The 23,073-nt window shown below is 41.9% G+C and carries 19 protein-coding genes; 1 reads left to right on the top strand and 18 read right to left on the bottom strand.

Annotation, left to right across the window (positions count from 1 at the left end):
• Positions 1 to 39 precede the first annotated feature (39 nt).
• The 15 genes from nrdR to LQ188_RS10290 form a co-directional block, all read right to left on the bottom strand.
• Entirely contained in the window at positions 40 to 501 is a 462-nt protein-coding gene (gene nrdR, locus LQ188_RS10360; protein ID WP_057911467.1) for a transcriptional regulator NrdR, read from the bottom strand.
• A gap of 270 nt (positions 502 to 771) precedes the next feature.
• The gene (speD, locus tag LQ188_RS10355) at positions 772 to 1,152 is read right to left on the bottom strand and encodes an adenosylmethionine decarboxylase (RefSeq protein WP_034311443.1); all 381 of its coding nucleotides are present in this window, start codon (positions 1,150 to 1,152) and stop codon (positions 772 to 774) included.
• Positions 1,153 to 2,058: 906 nt separating this feature from the next.
• On the bottom strand, positions 2,059 to 3,096 hold the full coding sequence (locus LQ188_RS10350) for a glyceraldehyde-3-phosphate dehydrogenase (RefSeq protein WP_230176759.1): 1,038 nt from the start codon (positions 3,094 to 3,096) through the stop codon (positions 2,059 to 2,061).
• A 159-nt stretch (positions 3,097 to 3,255) separates the two neighbouring features.
• Positions 3,256 to 3,855, bottom strand: a complete 600-nt coding sequence (gene coaE, locus LQ188_RS10345; RefSeq protein ID WP_101222893.1) for a dephospho-CoA kinase — start codon at positions 3,853 to 3,855, stop codon at positions 3,256 to 3,258.
• Between the two features lie 24 nt (positions 3,856 to 3,879).
• Positions 3,880 to 4,512, bottom strand: coding sequence for a sporulation membrane protein YtaF (gene ytaF / locus LQ188_RS10340; protein WP_101222895.1), 633 nt, complete (start codon positions 4,510 to 4,512; stop codon positions 3,880 to 3,882).
• 79 nt (positions 4,513 to 4,591) lie between these two features.
• Positions 4,592 to 5,422: a DNA-formamidopyrimidine glycosylase gene (mutM, locus tag LQ188_RS10335; RefSeq protein WP_230176758.1), complete on the bottom strand. Its 831-nt coding sequence runs from the start codon at positions 5,420 to 5,422 to the stop codon at positions 4,592 to 4,594.
• A gap of 19 nt (positions 5,423 to 5,441) precedes the next feature.
• A complete protein-coding gene (polA, locus tag LQ188_RS10330) occupies positions 5,442 to 8,066 on the bottom strand; it encodes a DNA polymerase I (RefSeq protein ID WP_230176757.1) in 2,625 nt (874 codons plus the stop codon).
• A 127-nt stretch (positions 8,067 to 8,193) separates the two neighbouring features.
• On the bottom strand, positions 8,194 to 9,126 hold the full coding sequence (locus tag LQ188_RS10325) for a protease modulator HflC (protein ID WP_230176756.1): 933 nt from the start codon (positions 9,124 to 9,126) through the stop codon (positions 8,194 to 8,196).
• Positions 9,123 to 10,157 carry an FtsH protease activity modulator HflK gene (hflK, locus tag LQ188_RS10320; protein ID WP_230176855.1) on the bottom strand — a complete coding sequence of 345 codons (1,035 nt, stop codon included), beginning with the start codon at positions 10,155 to 10,157 and terminating at the stop codon, positions 9,123 to 9,125. Before hflK ends, LQ188_RS10325 begins: the two co-directional genes overlap by 4 nt.
• 448 nt (positions 10,158 to 10,605) lie before the next feature.
• Positions 10,606 to 12,384, bottom strand: a complete 1,779-nt coding sequence (gene pnpS / locus LQ188_RS10315; RefSeq protein ID WP_230176755.1) for a two-component system histidine kinase PnpS — start codon at positions 12,382 to 12,384, stop codon at positions 10,606 to 10,608.
• Complete coding sequence (locus LQ188_RS10310; protein WP_101222903.1) at positions 12,381 to 13,100, bottom strand: response regulator transcription factor; 720 nt, start codon at positions 13,098 to 13,100, stop codon at positions 12,381 to 12,383. Before LQ188_RS10310 ends, pnpS begins: the two co-directional genes overlap by 4 nt.
• Before the next feature lie 241 nt (positions 13,101 to 13,341).
• On the bottom strand, positions 13,342 to 14,277 hold the full coding sequence (mdh, locus tag LQ188_RS10305; RefSeq protein WP_230176754.1) for a malate dehydrogenase: 936 nt from the start codon (positions 14,275 to 14,277) through the stop codon (positions 13,342 to 13,344).
• A gap of 122 nt (positions 14,278 to 14,399) precedes the next feature.
• Positions 14,400 to 15,716, bottom strand: coding sequence for an NADP-dependent isocitrate dehydrogenase (icd, locus tag LQ188_RS10300; protein ID WP_260358297.1), 1,317 nt, complete (start codon positions 15,714 to 15,716; stop codon positions 14,400 to 14,402).
• Positions 15,717 to 15,810: 94 nt separating this feature from the next.
• A complete protein-coding gene (gene citZ / locus LQ188_RS10295; protein ID WP_095390768.1) occupies positions 15,811 to 16,926 on the bottom strand; it encodes a citrate synthase in 1,116 nt (371 codons plus the stop codon).
• A gap of 539 nt (positions 16,927 to 17,465) precedes the next feature.
• On the bottom strand, positions 17,466 to 17,927 hold the full coding sequence (locus LQ188_RS10290) for a DUF441 domain-containing protein (RefSeq protein ID WP_101222907.1): 462 nt from the start codon (positions 17,925 to 17,927) through the stop codon (positions 17,466 to 17,468).
• A gap of 192 nt (positions 17,928 to 18,119) precedes the next feature.
• Between LQ188_RS10290 and ytvI the strand changes: the two genes are divergently transcribed.
• The gene (gene ytvI / locus LQ188_RS10285; protein ID WP_101222908.1) at positions 18,120 to 19,244 is read left to right on the top strand and encodes a sporulation integral membrane protein YtvI; all 1,125 of its coding nucleotides are present in this window, start codon (positions 18,120 to 18,122) and stop codon (positions 19,242 to 19,244) included.
• Between the two features lie 87 nt (positions 19,245 to 19,331).
• On the opposite strand, the gene aceA is transcribed toward ytvI, so the two are convergent.
• The 3 genes from aceA to LQ188_RS10270 all read right to left on the bottom strand — a co-directional run bounded on the left by aceA (position 19,332) and on the right by LQ188_RS10270 (position 23,016).
• A complete protein-coding gene (aceA, locus tag LQ188_RS10280; RefSeq protein ID WP_230176753.1) occupies positions 19,332 to 20,615 on the bottom strand; it encodes an isocitrate lyase in 1,284 nt (427 codons plus the stop codon).
• A 38-nt stretch (positions 20,616 to 20,653) separates the two neighbouring features.
• Positions 20,654 to 22,246, bottom strand: a complete 1,593-nt coding sequence (gene aceB, locus LQ188_RS10275; RefSeq protein WP_230176752.1) for a malate synthase A — start codon at positions 22,244 to 22,246, stop codon at positions 20,654 to 20,656.
• Between the two features lie 377 nt (positions 22,247 to 22,623).
• Positions 22,624 to 23,016 carry an FxsA family protein gene (locus tag LQ188_RS10270; protein ID WP_034309123.1) on the bottom strand — a complete coding sequence of 131 codons (393 nt, stop codon included), beginning with the start codon at positions 23,014 to 23,016 and terminating at the stop codon, positions 22,624 to 22,626.
• Positions 23,017 to 23,073 lie beyond the last annotated feature (57 nt).

The following is a 23,073-nucleotide window of genomic DNA, read 5'->3' as shown; positions in this document are numbered from 1 at the left end:
AAGATGTAGTGAAAAAAGAGCCAAAGTGAATCTTCAGCTCTACTTTCTTTCTTTATTTATCAAATCTTTCAATTCATCGATAAAGACATTGATGTCTTTAAATTGTCGATAGACGGATGCGAACCTTACATAGGCAACCTCATCGACTTCTGCCAGCTTGTCCATCACCATCTCGCCGACATTGTCGCTTTTCACTTCCGATATGCCCTGGTTGCGTAGTTCTTTTTCTACATAACTGGTAATTTGCTCTAGTTCTTTCAAGGGAACCGGGCGTTTTTCGCAAGCCCTGATTAAGCCACGCAGGATTTTATCACGACTGAACTCTTCCCGCGTCCCGCCCTTTTTCACTACAATAAGCGGTGTTTCCTCCACCTTTTCAAATGTCGTGAATCGAAAACCACATGCCTCACATTCACGGCGTCGTCGAATCGATTTACTTTCATCGACTGGCCTGGAATCGAGCACTCTTGTTCCGTTATATTGACATGATGGGCATTTCATCATTATCAGCTCCGTATTTTATGTAGGACTCCCCTATCTAAATGTTCCCCAAGGAATTACTTCTCTATCTTAATCTTATATTAAATGGAACGGCCAGTACAAGTAAAAAGTGTAACTTCCGGCAGCAGGCACTTTTTGTTCTGCCCTTGAAGCACCGTTGTCAAAGTCTTTATGCTGCAAGGGCATCCTCCCCTATAAAGGGAAGCTGACTGCCGATTGATTGCATTAAAAAAGAGATGCACCCATGGCATCTCTGTGTATACGTGTTTTTTATAGGGCACTTATATTGGCTTTTTTCATTTGTACAGGACCTAATCCACGTGGTAATTCTATGTTTTCACGTGTTTGCGCATTCAAAGCTTCTGCAATATAATCTGCCGCAATATTCGGATCCAAGTTACCGCATGTATAGACATCAATGCTCGCATAGCCGTGTTCTGGAAAACTGTGAATCGTTAAGTGTGATTCAGAAATGATGACAACCCCGCTGACTCCTTGTGGAGCAAATTTGTGAAAGGCAACTTCTCGTACCTCTGCACCTGATTTCAAAGCAGCATCAACAAAAATCTTTTCAATTAAATCGATATTGTTCAGTTTTTCAAAGTCACAACCCCAAAGTTCAGAAATGACGTGTCTACCCATAGTTTCCATAGTGTAAGCTGTTTCCATATTAAGCTTCCCCCTTACCATGATTTAAAAATAAGTTCTGATAACTACCACGGGGGAAAGTTAGTCCAAAGAGGTCCTAACCCTTTAAGTAGCCATCATGCAAACCGCTATTGAAGAAGTTCACGATTCATAGTATATATGGTTTGAATTTTTTTTGCAACTCCAAATTGAATTTTTGGAAAGATAAACTTTATATGTAATGAGGATATAGCGAAGGTTCAAATGTGGAGCAAATTCCGTCTTCGGTTTATTCAGCGCCATAAAACAGCCGGGAATTCATGGATCACTGCATGAAAAATAGCCCGCTAAAAAAATTCAGCAGGCTCTGACTGTAGACAAACTCAATAATTGAGTTTGTCTACAGTATATTAGGCCGTTGATTTCCACTCCTGGCACTCGCTTTCCGCGGGCGGTCCGGGAGCCTCCTCGGCGCATAGCGCCTGTGGGGTCTCCCTTGGACGCACTTTCCCCGCAGGAGTCTCGTACACCCGCTCCAATCAACTTTGTTTTAACAGTAAGATAGAACTCTTTTACCTTCAGTCTATTTAAGGAAGAAACCAAGGAGATTAAGGGCAGTTCAACTGATACTGAGAGTAGCTACTATTATGTGAATGATGAACGAACAAAATAAGTTTGCCTATTCGTTTCATTCGGCATCATACGCAATGGATTTGTGTTAGGGACGATAGTAACACCCGGAAATACGCATGATAATCATATCTTAGAGCTTCTGGTTGAACTAGTGATTGAGAAAGTTGGAAAACCAGGAGCAGATGCAAAAGAAAAGTATGGTATGCGTTAGGTCACCATTCTCTATAACTGCTTCAAATCCGATAAAAAATCAAAAATAGCCCGCTAAAAAAATTTAGCAGGCTCAGTTATTTCATTTTATTTTACTGATAATTCGACTTCGGAAGTTTTTTTCAACTCGGAGCCAACCAATTTCACTAGGTCCACTACCCGGTTGGAGTAACCCCACTCATTATCATACCATGCAAGGACTTTCACTTTCCTGTCCCCGATCATCATCGTCGTCAACCCATCGATGATTGCAGAGTGTGGATTCGTTTTGAAATCACTGGAAACTAAAGGTTCCATCGTGAATTCCATGATACCTTTGAGTTCATTTTCTGAAGCATCGATGAAGGCTTGGTTCACTTCATCAATCGTGACATCACGGTTTAAATCCACAACAAGATCGACTAAAGATACGTTAGGTGTCGGTACACGTATCGCCATTCCATGAAGCTTGCCTTTTAATTGCGGCAACACTAGTGAGATGGCTTTTGCAGCTCCTGTAGTCGTAGGAATCATGCTTTCCGCAGCGGCACGGGCACGTCTCAAGTCTTTGTGCGGGTTATCGATATTATTTTGATCATTAGTATAAGAATGTATCGTTGTCATTAAACCGTTGTTTATGCCGAATTTTTCATCAAGCACTTTTGCAACCGGTCCAAGGCAGTTCGTTGTACAAGATGCATTGGATATGACGAAATGCTTGTCAATTTCCAGCACTTCCTCATTTACTCCCATTACAATGGTAACGTCTTCATTTTTACCCGGCGCTGATAATATAACTCTTTTTGCTCCTGCTTCTAAATGAAGAGCTGCTTTAGAACGATCATTGAATTTGCCAGTGGCTTCAATTACAATATCTATGTTCATCTCTTTCCAAGGCAATAGCTTTGGATCGCGGTTATTTATTAGTTTTACTCGGCGGCCATTCACTATTAGTGAATCATCTTCAGCTATAATGATACCGTCGAATTTACCATGTATCGTATCATATTTTAGTAAGTGTGCTAAAGTTTCAGCTGGATAGCTTGCATTAATGGCAACAATGTCCAAACTCTCATCTAATATGGCTTTTCGGAAAACCATTCTTCCAATTCTCCCAAATCCGTTAATCGCTATTCTTGAATTCATTGTTCGGACCCTCCAGAAAATATTAGTGTTATACTTATTACCTTTCACATGTAATTAGTATAACATAATTCAGAGGAATTGTGCTAATAAAAATGCGGATTGTTCTTATTTTTTCAACATAAAAAGAAGAAACCGGGCGGTTTCTTCTTTTTATCATAATTATATGACATACCATTCGCTAAGTATGGACTTCACTTGCCGCTTCGTTTCATTAATGTCCCCATTATTATCGATGACGGCATCCGCTAAAGCCTTTTTATCGGCCAAGGGCATTTGCGAATTGATCCTGGCAAGTGCATCAGTCTCCGAAAGACCATTCCTGTTCATTAATCGCTGCAATTGAACTTCCTCATCCACATAGACCAATAGCGTCTTATCCACCATGAATGTCAGCTTGCTTTCAAATAGAAGCGGAATATCCATGAACACCGTTTCTTCACCTGATGATAGTGCCGCTTCCGTTTTGAGAAGCATCCAACTCCTGACGGCAGGATGCACGATGCTATTCAATAGCAATCTCTTTTCTTGATCATGAAATATGATCGACCCAAGCTTTACGCGATCTATATTCCCATCCGTCAATAATATATCTTCACCAAACGCCTTCACAATTTGATGGTAGGCTTCTTCACCTGGCTCAACGACAGCACGGGAAGCCAGATCTGCATCTACAATCGTGAATCCGAGTTCCTGTAAATAGAGGCTGACGCTGCTTTTCCCACTGGCGATGCCTCCGGTGATTCCGATGATTTGTCCCATAAGCTCCCCCTTTTAAACCATGTATCATAACTTGAATATACCGATGATAATCAATAGTACACCTGGAAGAAAGGTCAAATGCTGGACAACTTTATTATTTGAAAGTAATTTCCCGCTTTGAATTCCGCTCCAAATGAAAATCGAACTCATAACAGCGATGCACCCTGCGAGAATAATCGGTGAAATGCCGATCATAGCCGCTCCAACTCCCGCCCCGAAAGCATCCAGCGAAAGTGCAAACCCGAGAACAAGCGCTTCAACTCCAGTAATCGTGCCTGATTTATCAAAATCGGCATTCAATGGTTTTTGTAAAATATTAATGACTACCCCAAGTGATTTAATTTCAAAATTAAAGATGATCTTTTCATGATATCTATCATCTTTCAGTTCTTTTTCAGGCTTAAAATACTGGTATACCATCCAGGCACCAAGAAAAATGAGGATGATGCCACCCGTTTTTTCAGCCGCCCCGATAGATATGAGCTGACTGATGAATTGTCCGATGACCATCGCTATACCTAAACTCAATGCAGAGCAAAATGAGATGACCGCTATTGACCTTAAGGGGATTTTCATCTTCCGCATACCGAATGTCAAACCTACGCCAAATCCGTCAATACTAACTGCAAAAGCAAGAAAAATAATTTGTAGCCACATCGGAATATTACTCCTTCCCTACTCGTTGCTACCCTAGTATATGGAAGGAGCCCATCCGATGTGTTAGAAAAAACACTACCTATTTAAGCGGCTGGCATAACGGGCAAATATGTGTACCGCGTCCTGCAACAACCAGTTTCTCAAGGGGCGTGCCGCATGTTTTGCAGTTCTCGCCCTTTCGTCCATAAACATTCAATTCCAACTGAAACATGCCGATTTGCCCTTGGGAATTAATGTATGAACGAATCGTACTTCCGCCTTTTTCCACAGCTTCCCCTAAAGTCGCAATGATTTCTCCATGCAACGTCTTGATTTCCTGCAATGAAAGTGAAGAAGCGATTCTCTCTGGATGAATACGGGAGCGGAATAACGACTCATCCACATATATATTCCCAATCCCGACGACAACCGTTTGATCAAGGAGAACGGGCTTGATTTTCCTGTTGGTTCTTGCCAGCTTCCTACTTAGCCCCTCGACAGTAAAATCTTCAGACAAAGGTTCCGGCCCTAAATGCAAAAGGGGCAGCCGATCAAGTTCTTCCCCTTTGGCAAATAGATGCATCGTTCCGAATTTCCGGACATCCCTGTACCGAAGTTCACTGCCATCAGTGAATGTGAAGATCACATGGGTATGCTTATCATACGGCTCTTCTTTTGGATGCACGCCGTATTTCCCTTCCATTCTTAAATGCGAAACCATCGAATAATCATCCAAGGTGAAAATGAGGAACTTGCCCCGACGGCCTATTCCCCTTATCGTCTGACCCCTTAAAGCATCCTGAAACTGTTCGACAGGTTCAGGCGCTTTAATGATCTTTGGCCAAAAGACGGACACTTCCTTGATCTCTTTTCCGAGTACGAGCTGCTCTAACGTTCTTCTGACTGTTTCCACTTCTGGAAGTTCTGGCATTGCAATCACCTATCTTTTATTATTTGGCATCAAACCATGTTGGCCCGAAAGCATAGTCCACTTTAAGGGGCACGTTCAATTCAATGGCACTTTCCATTTCCTCCGGGACGATCACTTTAAGGATTTCCAGTTCCTCAGGAGGGGTTTCAAAAATCAATTCATCATGCACCTGAAGAAGCATTCTCGTTTTAAGCCCTTCACTTTTCAGGCGCTTATTCATGTTTATCATGGCAAGCTTGATGATATCCGCGGCGCTGCCCTGAATCGGCGTGTTCATTGCTGTCCGTTCGGCAAAGCTCCTTATGTTGAAATTCCTGCTTGTTATCTCAGGTATATAGCGCCTTCTTTGCATCAGAGTCGTGCTATATCCTTTTTGACGGGCCTCATGTATGCTTTCTTCCATATATTCCCGAACACCAGGAAAGCTTCTTAAATACTTCTCGATGAACTCTCCAGCTTCTTTTCTTGTGATGCCAAGACTTTGCGATAGCCCGTAATCACTTATACCATAAACGATTCCGAAGTTGACCGCTTTGGCATGGCGCCTCATGTTCGAAGTGACTTCCTCTGCCGATACATGGAACACATCCATGGCTGTCTTTGTATGGATGTCCATCCCGGCCTGGAATGCTTCCACCAATCCGCTGTCATTGGCGATATGCGCCAGAACGCGCAATTCGATCTGGGAGTAGTCGGCAGCAAAAATGATCCAATCCTTTTCGGAAGGAATGAAGGCCTGCCTGATTTTCCTTCCTTCTTCCAGTCTGATCGGGATATTCTGAAGATTGGGATCTGTTGAGCTTAACCGGCCGGTCTGGGTCAATGCTTGGTTGAACCGGGTGTGCACCTTGTCCGTTTTGCCATTGACCACCTTAAGCAACCCCTCAATATAAGTGGATTGCAACTTACCAAGCTGGCGATACAATAGTATCTCCTTAACGATATCATGCTTGCTCTCCAGTTTTTCCAGCACATCGGCTGACGTCGAATAACCTGTTTTGGTTTTCTTCATGACAGGAAGCTCCAACTTTTCAAACAGGATGGCCCCAAGCTGTTTAGGTGAATTGATATTGAACGCCTCACCAGCCAAATCAAAAATTCGTGCCTCGATGTTTCTTAAGCGAATGGCTAATTCCTGTCCCATGTTTTTCAGTCGGTCTATATCCACCTTGATTCCCTGCCATTCCATATTGGCCAGGATTATCGATAGTGGCAGCTCCAGTTCCGTAAATAGGTGAAATTGCTCGAACTCTTGCAGTTTATCGATCATCGGTTCTTTCAGGGACGAAATCGCCTTCGCTTTTCTGGCGATATGCTCCCTCAATTCCGCTTCCTCAGGTATTTTGCGTTTTGCACCTTTTCCATAAAAAACATCATCCGTTTCAAGGCGGATAGCACCTTGAGTTTTCGTGATTTCAGCCACTTCGTCCACTGACTCTGCCGGATCCAGGATATAGGATGCCAAAAATACATCAAAATCGATGCCTTTTATTTCGACTCCTCGATGGCGAAGTGCCACAACCGTACGCTTCGCATCGAAAACCGTTTTCTTTTTTGTTTCATCCTCTGCCCAGGATTTAAAGGTCCCGGAATTCAGGGCATCATCTCCATGGAAGTAAAAATGACCTTGTTCATTACTGATGGCGATCCCTATTATATCGGCACGATGATAATTATCTTCTAAAATTTCAACATACAAAGCACTTTCATCGGCAAACATTCCTTCTGTCATTTCAGCCGAGTGAACCTCAATCTTCTCCTGTTCAAGCGGCGCACTCTCCGTTACATCCAATTTATCGAGCAAAGTCGAAAAGCCAAGCTCTTTATAGAATGAGATGACTCGATCCTGATCCATGCCAGTATACTCAGTCTCGTTTACGGAAACTTCAAGCGGCGCTTCCCTCGTTATTGTAGCCAACTCTTTGCTTAATAGGGCCAGGTCTTTATGTTCTTCTATTTTCTCTTTCAATTTCTGTCCGCTTACCTCATCAATCGACTGCAAAAGGTTTTCAACTGTTTCAAATTGATGCAATAATTTAAGGGCAGTCTTTTCACCAACTCCCGGAATACCGGGAATATTGTCAGAGGCATCTCCCATCAGCCCTTTTAAATCAATGATTTGCAAAGGGGAAAGACCGTATTTTTCATGTATATGCTTTGGTGTGTATTCCTCAATTTCAGTAATCCCCTTTTTCGTGATGGAAACCGTCGTACTAGGGGAGGATAATTGCGTTAAATCCTTATCACCGGAAATGACCTTCACTTCAAAACCATCTTTTTCCGCTTGCAAAGAAAGCGTACCGATAATATCATCGGCTTCGTAGTTCTCCAGTTCATACCTTTTTATTTGAAAACAATCAAGCAGCTCGCGAATGAAAGGGAATTGCTCCGATAATTCTGGCGGCGTTTTTTGGCGCCCTCCCTTATATTCTTTAAATGATGCATGTCTGAATGTCGTTTTACCCGCATCGAATGCCACAAGTATGTGCGTTGGCTTTTCTTCTTCAAGAATGCGGTTGAGCATCATGGTGAATCCGTACACGGAATTGGTATGGACCCCCTTATCATTATTCAAGAGCGGAAGCGCAAAAAACGCACGGTATGCTATGCTGTTTCCATCTATTAGTACTAGCTTTTTATCCAAATCCGTCTTCCTCCAGTCACACAGGTTTATGTAGTTATAGCTTCTATATAAAAACGCAAAAAGCCGTCCATTTTCCTTCTCTATTCTACCATGAGTAGAAGCGGAAAGAAAAATGACGGCATCAAGGTTATTTTATATTTCCCATTAACAAGCTGGCATATGGGGAATCCGAAGGAAGAACGATTACAGTTTGATCTCCGATCGTTTTTTTGTAGGATTCCAGAGTCCGGTATAGTTTATAGAATTCGGGATCTTTGGAAAACGACTTATTATAGATTTTCGCTGCTTCCCCTTCTCCTTCAGCCCTGATCACTTCTGCATCAGCCTCTGCAGTAGAGAGCAATTCTTTCACTTTCCTATCAGTATCCGCAATGATCCGGTTTTTCTTCGCATCACCTTTGGAAAGGTATTCTTGCGCTTTCGATTCCCGCTCTGAAATCATCCTCTTGAAGACGGACGCTTCGTTTTCGGCGGGCAGGTCAGTCCGCTTTATCCGGACATCCGTCAAGCTTATGCCATAACTGTCCTTTTGCAGCAGATCGTTGACTTTTTCGGTTATGCGGTCGTTTAAACTTCCCCTGGATGACTTCTCATCATTGATGATCTCATCATAATTCAGCTGGCCCAGCTCCGAACGAACTGCCGAATAGATGAACTCTTCCATTTTCGTTTCGGCATTCTCAAGTGTCCTTGCATTTGTAATCAATTTCTTCGGATCTTCTATTCTCCAAACGGCATAGTTGTCGATCAGCATCCGCTTTTTATCTTTCGTATTGATTTCCGCTTCTGAAACATCAGAACTCATCTGATACTTCGGCAATGTCACGACACTCTGAATGAATGGCACCTTCGCTTTCAATCCCGGGGTCTTATCGATCCTTACCACCTCACCGAATTGGCGGACGACTTTATATTCTCCCTCTTTGACGATATATACATTGGTGAAGATGATTAGCAGCAGCGCGATGATAATAATCAGGAAAATGCCGAATCTCACATAGCCCCTCCAATGAAAATTCCCTTTTTTGAGTTCAGAGAAATCTACTATTTTTCCGCTCATTGTTTAGCGCCCCCTTCCCCTGTCGCTTTTTCTTCCGATCCATTCCCTTTTTTCGTTTCTTCTTCAGGTATAGCGGCTTCATCAGGGGCAGGAGTTTTTTTTGTTTCCTCCTTTTCAAGCGAGCGAAGCGGCAAGTACTTCATTGTGTTTCCATCATCATTCATAATATAAATCTCTGCATTCGGCAATACTTCCTCAAGGGTCTCAATAATAAGGCGGTCCTTCGTAATCCCCTTATTGCCCTTATACTCACTGAGTAATTTTTCAAAGACCGCTACATCCCCGCGGGCAGCTTCCGTACGGGCAGCTTTATCCCCATTAGCCTGAGAAATGAGGGCATCTTTTTCCCCTTCCGCTTCATTCATACGCTTATTTTCATATTTATCCGCTTCGTTGATTTTCGTATTCGCCGTTTCCCGGGCATCCGTTACATTGGTAAATGCTTTCCGCACTTCTTCATTCGGTAACTCCACGTCCTGGAGTTTAACCGCAGATATGGAAATCCCGACATCATATTTCTCCATTAGCTGTGACAATAAATCGCGTACATCCGCTTCGATTTGCGCTTTTCCAGATGTAAGGGCATCATCGATTTTCGTGCTGCCGATAATGCTCCGTAATGCAGCTGAAGTCGTATCATATAAAATTTTTTCCGGGTCATCTGCATTGTATAGATATTTTGGAGGGTCGGTGATTTTCCACTGAACCACTAGGTCGGCAAGCACAATATTTTCATCACCCGTAATCATTTTGGTTTCACTCGGGTAATTCGTCACCTCTCCATCCTCTTCTTTATATCCAAATTTAAGACTGAATGTTTCTTTAGATAATTTCTCAACCGATTGAATGGGCCAAGGCAGTTTAAAGTGAAGTCCTGGTTCCGTTATCGTCTCCTCCACTTTACCAAACGTCATTATGACAGCTTGATCGGATTCATCAACCGTGTACCAGGTCGATATCGCAACTACACCTAAAATTAAAATAAGAAAGACAAGACCTGTGATCGTATATATCCTTTTTAAGCTAACGATATGTATCACCCCTTCTTTGCAGTTATATCTTATTTACGCAAGAAAGGGCCTAAAGTTTCATGAAAATCAAATATTTTCCTAGAAAAATAGGAAAGAGGAATGGTTCCCGGGGAATATAGCCAAAATTAAAAGACAGAGACTATGTCTCTGTCTGAAGTTTTTAAGGGTTTTGTACAATTTGAACGTTGGGCACTCGCTTTCCCGCGGCCGGTCCGCCCTTTGCGCTTAAGGGGACTCCTTGGACGGGCTATTCCTACAGGAGTTTCGCTCACCTGTTCCGATCATCTTTGCTTTAAAATTTAGATTGAACTTATACAAAAAAAATCAAACAGAGACTATGTCTCTGTCAATGTTTAACTCCTTGGATGAGGGGTTGTACAACCATTGTACCCCTTCATTATGAAGTCAGTTTTAAGGAATTGTAAAGGACTTGTAAATAAGAAACCCGCTACATTTTCCCTTTTAAGCTTTTATTTAAAGTGACTGTAAAAGTCGTCCCTGTTCCAGGTATGCTTTCGACGTTGATTTTACCTTTATGGACTTCAATTATATGCTTGACGATTGCCAGTCCAATGCCCGTTCCTCCAGAATCGCGGCTCCTCGCCTTATCAATTCGGTAAAATCGTTCAAAGATCCTTGGCAGTTCTTTTTCTTCGATGCCGATCCCGCTGTCTTGAACTGCAATATCGACCGTCTGTTCATTTTCAATGATATCAACGCTGACCCTGCCGCCATTTGGTGTATAGGTCAATGCGTTCGTAATCAAATTGATGAAAACCTGTTTGATCCTGTCAGATTCCCCTTCAATGAATACTGGTTCCGGTGATGTTTTAATTTCAAGGGATACTTCTTTTTCCTTCAGCTTGCCTATAAGCATCTCTTGTATTTCGCCAAGCACTTTGGTAATATCCACGACCCCTGCGTTTAAAACAAATTCCTGTTGCTCCATTTTGGATAAATTCAGAAGCTCCTGAATGAGTTCTTGCAGCCGGTCACTTTCTTTCAGGATAATCGATAAAAAGTGCTTTAGGGTCTTTTCGTCTTTTAGTGCGCCATCTAACAATGTTTCAGAAAAACCTTTAATGGATGTGATCGGAGTCCTCAATTCATGGGACACATTAGCGACGAAATCCTTTCGCATCTGCTCGAGCCTTTTCAATTCGGTGATATCATGGAAAATGAGGAGAATCCCCTTCCATTCATCATGATTCCCGATAATGGGAGCCCCGTAAATCTCAAAATGCTTACGTTCTATGGCAAGCGGTATCTTCACCTGTCGTTTTATCGTTTTTTCCGTTCGAAAGATCTCTTCGATGATGGCTATCACTTCCTGATCTTTAATGACCGAATAATATTCCTGGAACAAAAACGTAGCGGCGTTCACATGGAAGCTTTTCTTGAATTCCCGGTTGATTAAGGTCGTATACCCTTTACTGTCTATCAGCAAGACTCCACTACCGATATTTTCAACAAGCGCTTCCAAACGATCCTGATTCATTTCCCTCGCTACCTCTGTTTCCTGAAGGTTCCTCGCCAATATGTTCAAGGAAGTTGTCAGCATTCCCGTTTCATCGGAATGCCGCCCGAATGTCCGGGTTCCGTAATTCCCTTTTGCCAATTCAATGGCTGCCATCGTCGCCTCTTCGATCGGACGGGTATAATATGAAGTGATTTTGCTCGCAAGCATGAGAATGATGATCAAGGCAACCCCTAAACAAATGATCAATATTTGCCACATTTGTTTATTTACTTGATGGATGGCCTCTATTTCATTGCTATGGACGACAAAGCCTTCAATTTCGCCGTCCTTTTCAACCGTCTTCCAATAATAATGGAGGTCCGATTCCCCTTCGACCACTTCATACCCTTCCCCATGCTTAAGCCCTTTTTCCAATGTTATTTTGCGAAGGACATTAGCGTGGCTTTTAAGTATTTCATTGGATGATGTGGAATCGTATAATATTTCCCCACTCTTGGAGAGAATGGTTAAATTCGAATCTAAAAGGGGTGTCAATTTTGCCGTCTTCCCTTTTTCCAAAAAGGACTCGATTCCGCCATGCTCCTGAATATATGTAGAAATGAAAAATGTTTCGTTCTGTATACGCTCATTGAACGTTTTAATATAATAACTTTTGAACAAGTGTCCTAATAAAAAGCCCACGGCCATCAGGACGACCATCACCAATGTGATGAGGGTATATAAGAGCTTTTTACGATAGGTCGTCATTCTTTTTTAGGCTCCTCAAGCTTATACCCCAAGCCCCTTATCGTTTTAATATAGAGAGGTTTTTTTGTATCTTTCTCTATTTTTTCACGAAGATGGCTGATATGGACATCGACGATCCGTGAGTCTCCCGCGAAATCATAATTCCATACCGCACTGAGCAGTTGATCCCTGGTCAGTACTCTTCCTTTATTCTTCGCCAAGTATAAAAGTAATTCAAATTCCTTTGGAGTCAATTCTAATTGCTGTTCATCAAAGAATGCTTCGTATCGTTCCGGGAACACTTTCAATTCCCCTAATTTCAAGAGACCATCTTCCTGATCCTGACTTGACTCACTTCCGTTCGATTGCAACTGGGATCTTCTTAAAATGGCTTTAATCCGGGCCACTACCTCCCTGGGACTAAATGGCTTGGTCAAGTAATCATCCGCACCTAGTTCCAGTCCCAGCACCTTGTCAAATTCATCGTCCTTAGCTGTCAGCATCAAGATCGGTATATTGATTTTTTGCTGGCGAAGCTGCTTACATACTTCAAGCCCGTCCATTTTAGGCAGCATCAAATCCAATACCACTAAATCGGGGCGTATATCCACGGCAGCCTCCAGCCCTTGTTCTCCATCCAAAGCTGTGATAACCGTATAGCCTGATTGTTCTAAATTGTACTGAAGTAAGGTAACTATTGATTGCTCATCATCCACTACGAGAATTTTCTTTGACATTAGATCCTCCTGAATTATGTATTACCCAAAAGACCAATTCCTTGGTCTACTCATCCAATTCCATTATAAAGAATATTATATGAAAATTACACATAAAAAAAACTGAAATAAAGTTATTCCTATCTTCAGCAGGGAAATTATAAGTTCCAGGATTCTTTTGAAGCGGATTAAAAAACTGCCCGAGTCGGAAAAGGCCTTGGCCTGTTATTCCAATATCCGGGCAGTCTATAGATGATCTCTCTTATTGAAGAACTTGCATAACAGCTTTAACTGATTCGACTGATTTCGAAAGTGCAGCCTTTTCATCTTCAGTCAAATCAAGTTCGATGATTTGTTCAATACCGTTTGCACCAAGTACAGTCGGCACTCCTAGGTAAATACCTTCAAAGCCGTATTCACCTTCAAGATAAGCGATGGATGGAAGAACGCGACGTTGGTCTTTAAGTATTGCTTCAGCCATTTCCACAAGAGATGCAGCTGGTGCATAATATGCGCTTCCGTTTCCAAGAAGGTTTACGATTTCTCCGCCGCCAGTGCGGGTACGAGCTACTATTGCTTCTAAACGATCTTGAGGAATCAATGTTTCCAAAGGAATTCCGCCTGCATAAGAGTAACGCACTAGAGGTACCATATCGTCTCCGTGTCCGCCAAGTACGAAACCAGTTACATCTTTAACGGATAAGTTTAATTCTTGAGCTACGAAAGTGCGGAAACGAGCTGTATCAAGTACACCTGATTGACCGATAACGCGTTCTTTAGGGAAACCAGATTCTTTGTATACAGTGTAAGTCATTGCATCTACAGGGTTAGTCAAAACGATGATTGTTGTATTAGGGGAATATTTAACTACTTCTTTTGTTACTGATTTCATGACCTTTTGGTTAGTTTGAACTAAGTCGTCACGGCTCATGCCGGGCTTACGGGCAATTCCGGCTGTGATGATCACTACGTCGGAATCAGCAGTTTCTGCATAGTCGGATGTACCGGTGATATTAGCATCGAAACCTAGAACAGGTCCTGATTCCGCCATATCAAGGGCTTTACCTTTTGTAGGGTTTTCAGCTTGCGGAATATCAACCAAAACGATATCACCAAGTTCTTTTTGAGCTGCCAGGAATGCTGCTGTAGCGCCAGTGAATCCGGCACCTACCACTGTGATTTTTTTACGTTTAGACATGTTATTTCCTCCTTAAAATATATAAATACTTTTGGAATACTTTTAACATTCTCTTGAAAATATATATAAGCCTCCTGGAAAAGCAGCCCGTTCAGGCACTTTTCCAGAAAGCATACAATGAATTATTTAAGGTTTTTAATAAGCTCGTCTGCGAACTCAGAACATTTAACTTCTGTTGCACCTTCCATTAGGCGGGCAAAGTCGTATGTAACAACTTTAGAAGCGATTGTTTGTTCCACTGATTTCGTGATGCTGTTTGCAGCTTCGTTCCAGCCAAGGTGCTCAAGTAAAAGAACGCCTGAAAGAAGAACTGAAGATGGGTTAACTTTATCAAGACCAGCATATTTAGGAGCCGTTCCGTGAGTTGCTTCGAAGATGGCATGTCCAGTTTCGTAGTTGATGTTTGCTCCTGGAGCGATACCGATTCCGCCAACTTGTGCAGCTAATGCATCAGAAATGTAATCTCCGTTCAAGTTCATTGTTGCAACAACATCAAACTCTTTAGGACGAGTCAGGATTTGTTGTAAGAAGATATCAGCAATGGAATCCTTAACGATGATTTTGCCTTCAGCCTCAGCAGCGGATTGTGCTTTGTTAGCAGCTTCAGTGCCTTCAGCATCTTTAATTTTGTCATATTGGTTCCATGTGAACACTTTATCGGCGAATTCTTGTTCTGCAACTTCATAACCCCAAGTTTTGAATGCACCTTCCGTGAATTTCATGATGTTACCTTTATGAACAAGCGTTAATGACTTACGGCCTTCTTTGATCGCATAGTTAAGTGCAGAGCGAACAAGACGTTTTGTTCCTTCTTCGGAAATCGGTTTGATTCCGATACCTGAAGTTTCAGGGAAACGGATGTTTGTAACACCGAATTCATTTTGCAGGAAATCGATCAATTTCTTAGCTTCGTCAGAACCTTTTGCATATTCGATACCAGCATAGATGTCTTCAGTGTTTTCACGGAAGATGACCATGTCAGTGTCTTCTGGACGTTTAACTGGTGAAGGTACACCTTCAAAGTAACGTACTGGACGAAGACATACGAATAAGTCCAAAACTTGACGCAATGCAACGTTCAATGAACGGATACCGCCGCCGATTGGAGTTGTAAGAGGTCCTTTAATAGCAATTAGATATTCGTTAATGACATCAAGAGTTTCTTGTGGAAGCCATTCGCCCGTTTGGTCAAATGCTTTTTGTCCAGCTAAAACTTCTTTCCATTCGATTTTCTTTTCGCCATTGTAAGCTTTTTCAACTGCTGCGTCTAAAACGCGGGATGCTGCAGCCCAGATGTCAGGACCGATTCCGTCTCCCTCAATATAAGGAACGATTGGATTGTTTGGTACGTTAAGAGCACCGTTAGTAACTGTGATTTTTTGGCTTTGTGTCATGTCTCTTACCTCCGATTCAAATTCAAAGGTTAGATGGCTAGCCATTAAATAAGGCAGAACCACTAACCTTTTTTACTCACATCTATTAATTTACTACAAAATCGATGAAATAAAAAATGATTTTTCGAAAAAATTTAAATTAGCGGTTTTCAATCGGTACGTATTTTTGCATACCTGGTCCAACATACTCTGCACGCGGACGGATAAGGCGGTTGTTTGAATATTGCTCAAGGATATGAGCGATCCAGCCTGAAGCACGGCTTACAGCAAAGATTGGTGTAAATAGGTCATGCTCGATACCTAAACTATGGTATACAGAAGCAGAATAGAAATCCACGTTCGGCGGAAGGTTCTTTTGACCGGTTACGATTTCATGAATTTTGATGGACATATCATAATATTGCGGTTGTCCAGTAAGTTCAGTCAGTTTTTGTGACATTTCTTTAAGGTGTTTAGCACGAGGATCACCTTTACGGTATACACGGTGGCCAAAGCCCATGATTTTTTCTTTATTGGCTAATTTTTCGTTGATATATGGCTCAACGTTATCAACTGAACCAATTTCTGTAAGCATTTTCATGACTTGTTCGTTAGCTCCGCCGTGAAGAGGGCCTTTTAAAGCGCCGATCGCAGCAGTTACACCAGAATAGATATCAGCTAATGTAGCCACACAAACGCGTGCAGTGAATGTAGAAGCGTTTAATTCATGGTCAGCATGAAGAACCAATGCTTTGTTGAATGCTTCTTCTTCGATTGCCGTTGGTTCGTTACCGCTTAACATATATAAGAAGTTAGCAGCAAAGCTTAAATCTGTACGTGGAGCAACAGCTTCTTTCCCTTGACGGACGCGAGCGAAAGTTGTTACCAATGTAGGGATTTTTGCTTGGATGCGGATTGCTTTACGATAGTTAGCGTCTTCACTCATTACATCTGCTTCTTCATCATAAAGACCAAGTAGAGATACTGCAGTGCGAAGAGCTCCCATTGGATGTACTTTATCAATTGGGTATGTTTTGAAGTGATTAACCACTTCAGCTGGAATTTCAGCATTTTCAGCAAGTTGTTTAGTTAATTCTTCTAGTTGGCTTTTGTTCGGAAGAGCTCCGTGCCATAAAAGATAGATTACTTCCTCGAATGTTGCGTTTGAAGCTAAATCATCGATGTCATATCCTACATACGTTAATGTGTCATCGATAATGGAGCTTACTGATGAAGTTGTTGCTACCACACCTTCAAGACCTTTTGTTGCTGTCATACTAAATCTCTCCTTTTCCTAGATATTCCCCTATGCCCTTGCTATTAGCGTATAAATGTAGCGCTTCCAAGAAATTAGCTATTGTAAACAACCATCTATTTTTTAGCAGAAGACATACACCTTGTATTGGAAGCGTTCACAGAATATGACCCCAACAATATAAAATGTACGATAATCTTTAATACGAAATTCTAAAAATAATGCTTGTAGCTATTCCTAGTGAGCGCTTGCTCAATAACTACATCTTTTTTTTAAGATTCCTCAAAAATATCAATGATATTCCGAATCCCAATTTTAATAAATCAGAGCAGTTACATGATTATTATAAACAATAAACACTTTTTTGGGAATGAAAAGCACTTAAAATGTGAAAAAATTATTATTTTATTAGAAAAATTAGCTGCATATTCTCTTGCTTATTTTAATGCGATTCAATACGGTTTTTTTGAAAATTTGCCCCAAGGCAGAATAAATGAAACATTAAATAGAAAATTTATATTCCCGGGACTGACGGACTTTTCTGCCATTAGCCATTCGCTTCATTTAAAGAAATTGAATATCTGCATGCATAAATAAGCAATTCCCGCCCCGATTAACGGACCGACAGCCACACCTTTGAATAATGCGACCGCAAGAATCGTCCCAAAAACAAGAGCCGTGGTAATGTGCGGATCATGTGATAGGAGCGTAATTCCATTTTTTGCTATGAGCGCAACGGCTATTCCAGATGCAAGCGCAATCCAGGCATAAGGAGATTTTATCGCGTCTCCTAGTTCCTTGAAACCTATCGCCCCGTTTGCTATTGGTATCAGTACGGAAATCGTAATGATCGTAACGCCCAGGTTGATTCCTTTCGCTTCCAGGTATGGAAACACTTTGGCATCAAGGCCAATCAGTTTCATGATTAAAAGAAAACCCGCAGCCATGATCAGTGAAGTATTTTTCCCAAACCAACCTATTGCAGCAAGCAGAATTAAAAATACGACAGGACCGTTGATCATTATCCCTTCACCTTCTTCCTTTCTTTTTTGTTATTTTAACATAACAAACTCCCTTGTTTCCTAGGAGAAAAATGATTTATGGAACGATGTATCGGCGAAAAAAGTTAAGCCGAAAGATGAAAGAATCTTTCCTTTCTTTTCCATCATCGTTACAATTATAATACAAACCTTATGATTGAAGGAGGATATGACTTGAATCCGGTATATATGTATCGTTTCATTCGCTCTTTACTGGTCGTTGGAGGGGTAATTTTAGGCGGGATTGCCGTGTTTTATTTATCTAAATATACATATCCATTCATCATTGCCATGATAATCGCTTTCTTGATGAATCCCCTGGTCACTTTTTTCGAAAGGAAAGGGAGGCTGCCCCGAGGATTGGCTGTATTCGTTTCCCTGTTACTCATTTTCCTTTTATTTGCAGGTCTTATCACTTTACTTGTTGCCGAGATCATTTCAGGAACCAATTACCTTGCCGGAGTCATCCCGAAACACATTGAAACCATAGTGGATTATATAGAAACATACATAGCGTCCACCATCATCCCTTTATATAATCAAATAGCAGCCATGTTCAATAATTTGGATATCGAACAGCAAGACACCGTCCTCAAGAACATCCAAAATATCGGTGAGTCCATCACTACCGGAGTAAGCGGCTTCATTCAAGCTTTCTTGAAGAACATCCCCACAATCATCGGATGGTTTCCAACTACAGCAACAGCACTCCTTTTTACCCTGCTGGGCACTTTCTTCATCAGCAAAGATTGGGATACCTTTGGCCGAATGACCGGAAAAGTGTTGCCTGATAAGATTTTTGCAGGTGCAAAGCGTTTATTCAAGGATTTAAAAAGGGCTTTGTTCGGGTTTATCCGGGCACAATTCACTCTTGTTTCATTGACGACTGTCACGATTTTAATCGGATTTCTCATTTTAGGGGTGAATTATTCAATTACCATTGCCTTGATATGCGGGCTGGTCGATATCATCCCCTATTTAGGGACAGGTACGATTTTCATTCCATGGATCATCTTTGAATTCATCGCCGGTAATACAAGTCTCGCAATCGGTTTGTCCGTCCTTTACATAATCGTCGTTGTCCAACGCCAGCTAATAGAACCAAAAGTACTTTCTTCCAGTATTGGTTTGGATCCGCTTGCCACTCTCATCGCCTTGTTCATAGGCTTCAAATTGATCGGTTTCCTAGGTTTGATTGCAGGACCTGTAGTGCTTGTCATATTCAATACACTTCAGCGTGCAAATGTTTTCAAGGCCATATGGACTTTCATCATCGGGGATACAAAGAAAACAACTTAAGTTGATCAAGAATATCCTTAGCATTCACCGATTACCATTTAAAAATCCGCCTCGGGTACAAGGCGGATCTTTGGTTTTAAGCTAAAATTATTTTGACGTCTCAAATTGTTCTGTTTCAGTGGAACCTGCAAGTGCTGTTGTGGATGATGTTCCACCAGAAACGACTTGTGCCACTTCATCAAAGTAACCAGTTCCCACTTCACGCTGATGACGTGTTGCTGTATAGCCGTCTGGCTCACTAGCGAACTCCGCTTGTTGAAGTTCTGAGTATGCAGCCATGCCGCGGTCTTTATAACCAAGAGCAAGATTGAACATGCTATGGTTCAATGAATGGAAGCCTGCAAGTGTAACGAATTGGAATTTGTAACCCAATTTACCCAATTCCACTTGATAATTGGTAATCTCTTCATCACTTAATTTCGCTTTCCAGTTAAATGATGGTGAACAATTGTAAGCAAGCAGTTTGCCCGGGAACTCTGCATGGATCGCTTCGGCAAAGCGGCGAGCATCCGCTAGATTAGGTTCAGAAGTCTCACACCAGATAAGGTCGGCATATGGAGCATAAGCAAGACCTCTTGCAATTGCTTGGTCAAGACCTGCGTTCGTGCGGTAGAATCCTTCCGGAGTCCTTTCACCCGTGATGAATGGTGCATCGACCGGATCAATATCATCAGTGATCAAATCTGCAGCATCAGCATCCGTACGGGCAATCAAGATAGTCGGTGTACCCATTACATCGGCTGCCAATCGGGCGGAAACTAAATTACGTACTGCCGTTTGGGTTGGAAGAAGGACTTTACCGCCTAGGTGACCACATTTTTTCTCGGAAGAAAGCTGGTCTTCAAAGTGAACGCCTGCCGCTCCAGCTTCGATCATGCCTTTCATTAATTCGAAGACGTTAAGGGAACCGCCAAAGCCTGCTTCAGCATCTGCCACGATTGGTGCGAACCAATCGATATCATCTTTTCCTTCAGCAAAGCTGATTTGGTCTGCACGCTGAAGTGTCTGATTAATGCGTTTAACCACTTGCGGTACGGAGTTGGCTGGATATAAACTTTGATCAGGGTACATTTGCCCTGCGATGTTAGCATCTGCCGCCACTTGCCAGCCGCTTAAGTAGATTGCTTTTAAACCAGCTTTCACCTGCTGCATGGCTTGGTTACCAGTCAATGCTCCTAATGCATTGATGAAATCCTCTGTATTTAATAGATTCCACAGTTTTTCAGAACCACGGCGTGCCAATGTTTGTTCAATATCGATGGAACCCCTTAGTTTAATAACTTCTTCTGCCGTATAAGGACGCTTGATTCCAGTCCACCGTGAGTCATTTTCCCAGCTTTGTTGTAATTTTTGCGCTCTCTCATTCATCATCATTATTTCCTCCTAATTTATATTATATTTTTTGAATATTAAGATAATTTTTCATATGCCGCGTTGGTTAAGAAATCTGCAAAGTCATCCGCTTCAATCAATTGTTCAAATAGTTTAGTAGACTCTTCAAACTTTCCTGATATGAAAGTTTCTTCCCCTACTTCCGATTTAATGACCGCCAATTCTTCTTCTTTGATTTGATGGAATAATTCCTCGGTTATTTTCCTGCCATCTTCGAGAATGCCTTTTGGATGACGGATCCATTGCCAGACTTGAGCCCTTGAAATTTCAGCGGTTGCAGCATCTTCCATTAAGTTATTGATGGGTGCCGCACCTCTGCCACTTAGCCAAGAGGCGATATATTGGATGCCTACGTTAATATTCGTCCTTAATCCTGCCTCTGTAATCGTTCCTTCCGGTACAGCAAGCAGCTCTTGAGCTGTTACATGGACATCTTCCCGTTTTCGGAAAATTTGATTCGGTTTTGGGACGAGCAGGTCAAAAACCTCTTTTGCCGTTCTTACCATACCTGGGTGGGCAACCCATGTTCCATCATGACCGTCTCTTGCTTCGCGTTCTTTATCTGCCCTTACTTTCGCAAAAGCCTCATCGTTCTTAACCGGATCATTTTTAACAGGAATTTGCGCGGCCATCCCGCCAATTGCAGGAGCATTACGAGTGTGACATGTTTTGATTGCCAGTAAGGAATACGCCCTCATATTCGGGACGGTCATCGTGACCTGCTGCCTGTCTGGGAAGATAACATCATCCGAGTGACGGAATTTTTTCAGGAAACTAAAGATATAGTCCCAGCGGCCACAGTTCAGGCCTGCCGAATGTTCTTTCAGCTCGTACAGAATTTCGTCCATTTCGAATGCAGCAAGAATCGTTTCTATCAAGACCGTTGCCTTGATGGTTCCTTGCGGAATTCTCAAATCGTTCTGTGCATATACGAATATTTCATTCCATAATCTTGCTTCGAGATGGCTTTCCAATTTTGGTAAGTAAAAGTATGGACCGCTTTGTTTTTCAATCAATGCTTTTGCATTGTGGTAAAAGTACAGTCCAAAGTCAAAAATGCTGGCTGATATAGGCTGTCCATCCAAAAGGACATGTTTTTCCTCTAAATGCCAGCCGCGCGGCCTTACTTTTAAGACAGCTGTTCTTTCATTTAATTCATACACTTTACCATTTGGATTTTTAAATGAGATGGTTCCGCGGATTGCATCGCGCAGATTCAATTGACCATCAATGCAATTCTCCCAAGTGGGTGAATTGGCATCTTCAAAGTCCGCCATGAATACATTGGCACCTGAGTTCATGGCATTAATGATCATTTTACGATCGACAGGTCCAGTGATTTCAACCCTGCGGTCCTGCAAATCATTCGGGAGGGCCGCAATTGTCCAATCACTTTCACGAATATGCTTCGTTTCTTCAAGGAAATCAGGAAGCTTGCCTTGATTCAGTTCTTCCTGAACGCTTTTCCGCCGTTCCAGAAGTTCTGCCCTTCTTCCACTGAAATGCCGTTCAATTCTTCCAATGAATTGAAGAGCATCCGTTGTAAGTATTTGTTCATATCCTAGCTTAATGCTGCCTGTAATTTGTAAGCCTTTTGCTTCCGTAATCATGTTGCCTCTCCACATCCTTTCCAACTCTTCTATGTTATAATACAGTTGTTTTATTTCCTGTTTGTATTATATAACACGTTGTATAAATTTGTCACCAGTTTTTTCTAAAAAATCTAAAAAAAGATTTTTTAGCATGGAAAAGCCTGTTTTACCAATGTTTCCAAGGAGTTAATAATTTTTAAATCCTGTTATTATACACATTTCATTCTCATGGAAATCATCATTTTATGGTGAAACAGAGAAAATCCATTTACATTGAAACTCCCATTTTAATGAAAGCAAAAAAGCACCCTATAAAAAACTTGGATGCTTTTGTTTGACCTTTTTTCCAGACCAAAAAGGCTGCCTAAAAGCTTGAGCCTTTAGACAGCCTTATATTATTTATGCCGAATGATGGTAACTTTCCCTTTATTCATTCTGTTCATGATAAATCGGATAACAATCGGTTTGAGGAGATTCCGGGTTGGCGGAAACACAAGGATCAATCCCATGATATCCGAGATGAGCCCAGGGGACAGCAACAGTGCAGCTCCGATAAAGATACAGATTCCATCAATGATTTCATTTCCTGGCATCATTCCGTAACGAATCTGTTCCTGTGCCTTTTTCCATGTTTCCATCCCTTGCCGTTTAGCCAAATAGGCTCCGATCAAGCCTGTGGCTACAATCAGGAACAGCGTTGGCCAAAAACCAATCAGATTGCCTGACAGCAAAAGGACAATAATTTCAACGACCGGCATCGCAATGATAAACATTAAAAAATATTTCATCTACATTCCTCCTGCACAGCCCATTTCTGGTGCGGTACATCCATCTTACCTCATAGG

Origin of the sequence: Peribacillus sp. Bi134 (assembly GCF_918698065.1) — a bacterium.
Lineage (GTDB): Bacteria > Bacillota > Bacilli > Bacillales > DSM-1321 > Peribacillus.
The sequence above is the reverse complement of the archived record's forward strand: the minus strand, read 5'-3'. Positions and strand labels throughout refer to the sequence as shown.

Coding starts and splice junctions, on each gene's coding strand:
- aceA (WP_230176753.1), bottom strand. CDS start 20,615: ATGATGAATGAGAGAGCGCAAAAATTACAACAAAGCTGGGAAAATGAC.
- pnpS (WP_230176755.1), bottom strand. CDS start 12,384: ATGACGACCTATCGTAAAAAGCTCTTATATACCCTCATCACATTGGTG.
- LQ188_RS10310 (WP_101222903.1), bottom strand. CDS start 13,100: ATGTCAAAGAAAATTCTCGTAGTGGATGATGAGCAATCAATAGTTACC.
- coaE (WP_101222893.1), bottom strand. CDS start 3,855: ATGGGACAAATCATCGGAATCACCGGAGGCATCGCCAGTGGGAAAAGC.
- LQ188_RS10270 (WP_034309123.1), bottom strand. CDS start 23,016: ATGAAATATTTTTTAATGTTTATCATTGCGATGCCGGTCGTTGAAATT.
- ytaF (WP_101222895.1), bottom strand. CDS start 4,512: ATGTGGCTACAAATTATTTTTCTTGCTTTTGCAGTTAGTATTGACGGA.
- speD (WP_034311443.1), bottom strand. CDS start 1,152: ATGGAAACTATGGGTAGACACGTCATTTCTGAACTTTGGGGTTGTGAC.
- nrdR (WP_057911467.1), bottom strand. CDS start 501: ATGAAATGCCCATCATGTCAATATAACGGAACAAGAGTGCTCGATTCC.
- mdh (WP_230176754.1), bottom strand. CDS start 14,277: ATGTCTAAACGTAAAAAAATCACAGTGGTAGGTGCCGGATTCACTGGC.
- LQ188_RS10290 (WP_101222907.1), bottom strand. CDS start 17,927: ATGATCAACGGTCCTGTCGTATTTTTAATTCTGCTTGCTGCAATAGGT.
- LQ188_RS10350 (WP_230176759.1), bottom strand. CDS start 3,096: ATGAATTCAAGAATAGCGATTAACGGATTTGGGAGAATTGGAAGAATG.
- icd (WP_260358297.1), bottom strand. CDS start 15,716: ATGGCTAGCCATCTAACCTTTGAATTTGAATCGGAGGTAAGAGACATG.
- LQ188_RS10325 (WP_230176756.1), bottom strand. CDS start 9,126: ATGAGCGGAAAAATAGTAGATTTCTCTGAACTCAAAAAAGGGAATTTT.
- mutM (WP_230176758.1), bottom strand. CDS start 5,422: ATGCCAGAACTTCCAGAAGTGGAAACAGTCAGAAGAACGTTAGAGCAG.
- citZ (WP_095390768.1), bottom strand. CDS start 16,926: ATGACAGCAACAAAAGGTCTTGAAGGTGTGGTAGCAACAACTTCATCA.
- aceB (WP_230176752.1), bottom strand. CDS start 22,246: ATGATTACGGAAGCAAAAGGCTTACAAATTACAGGCAGCATTAAGCTA.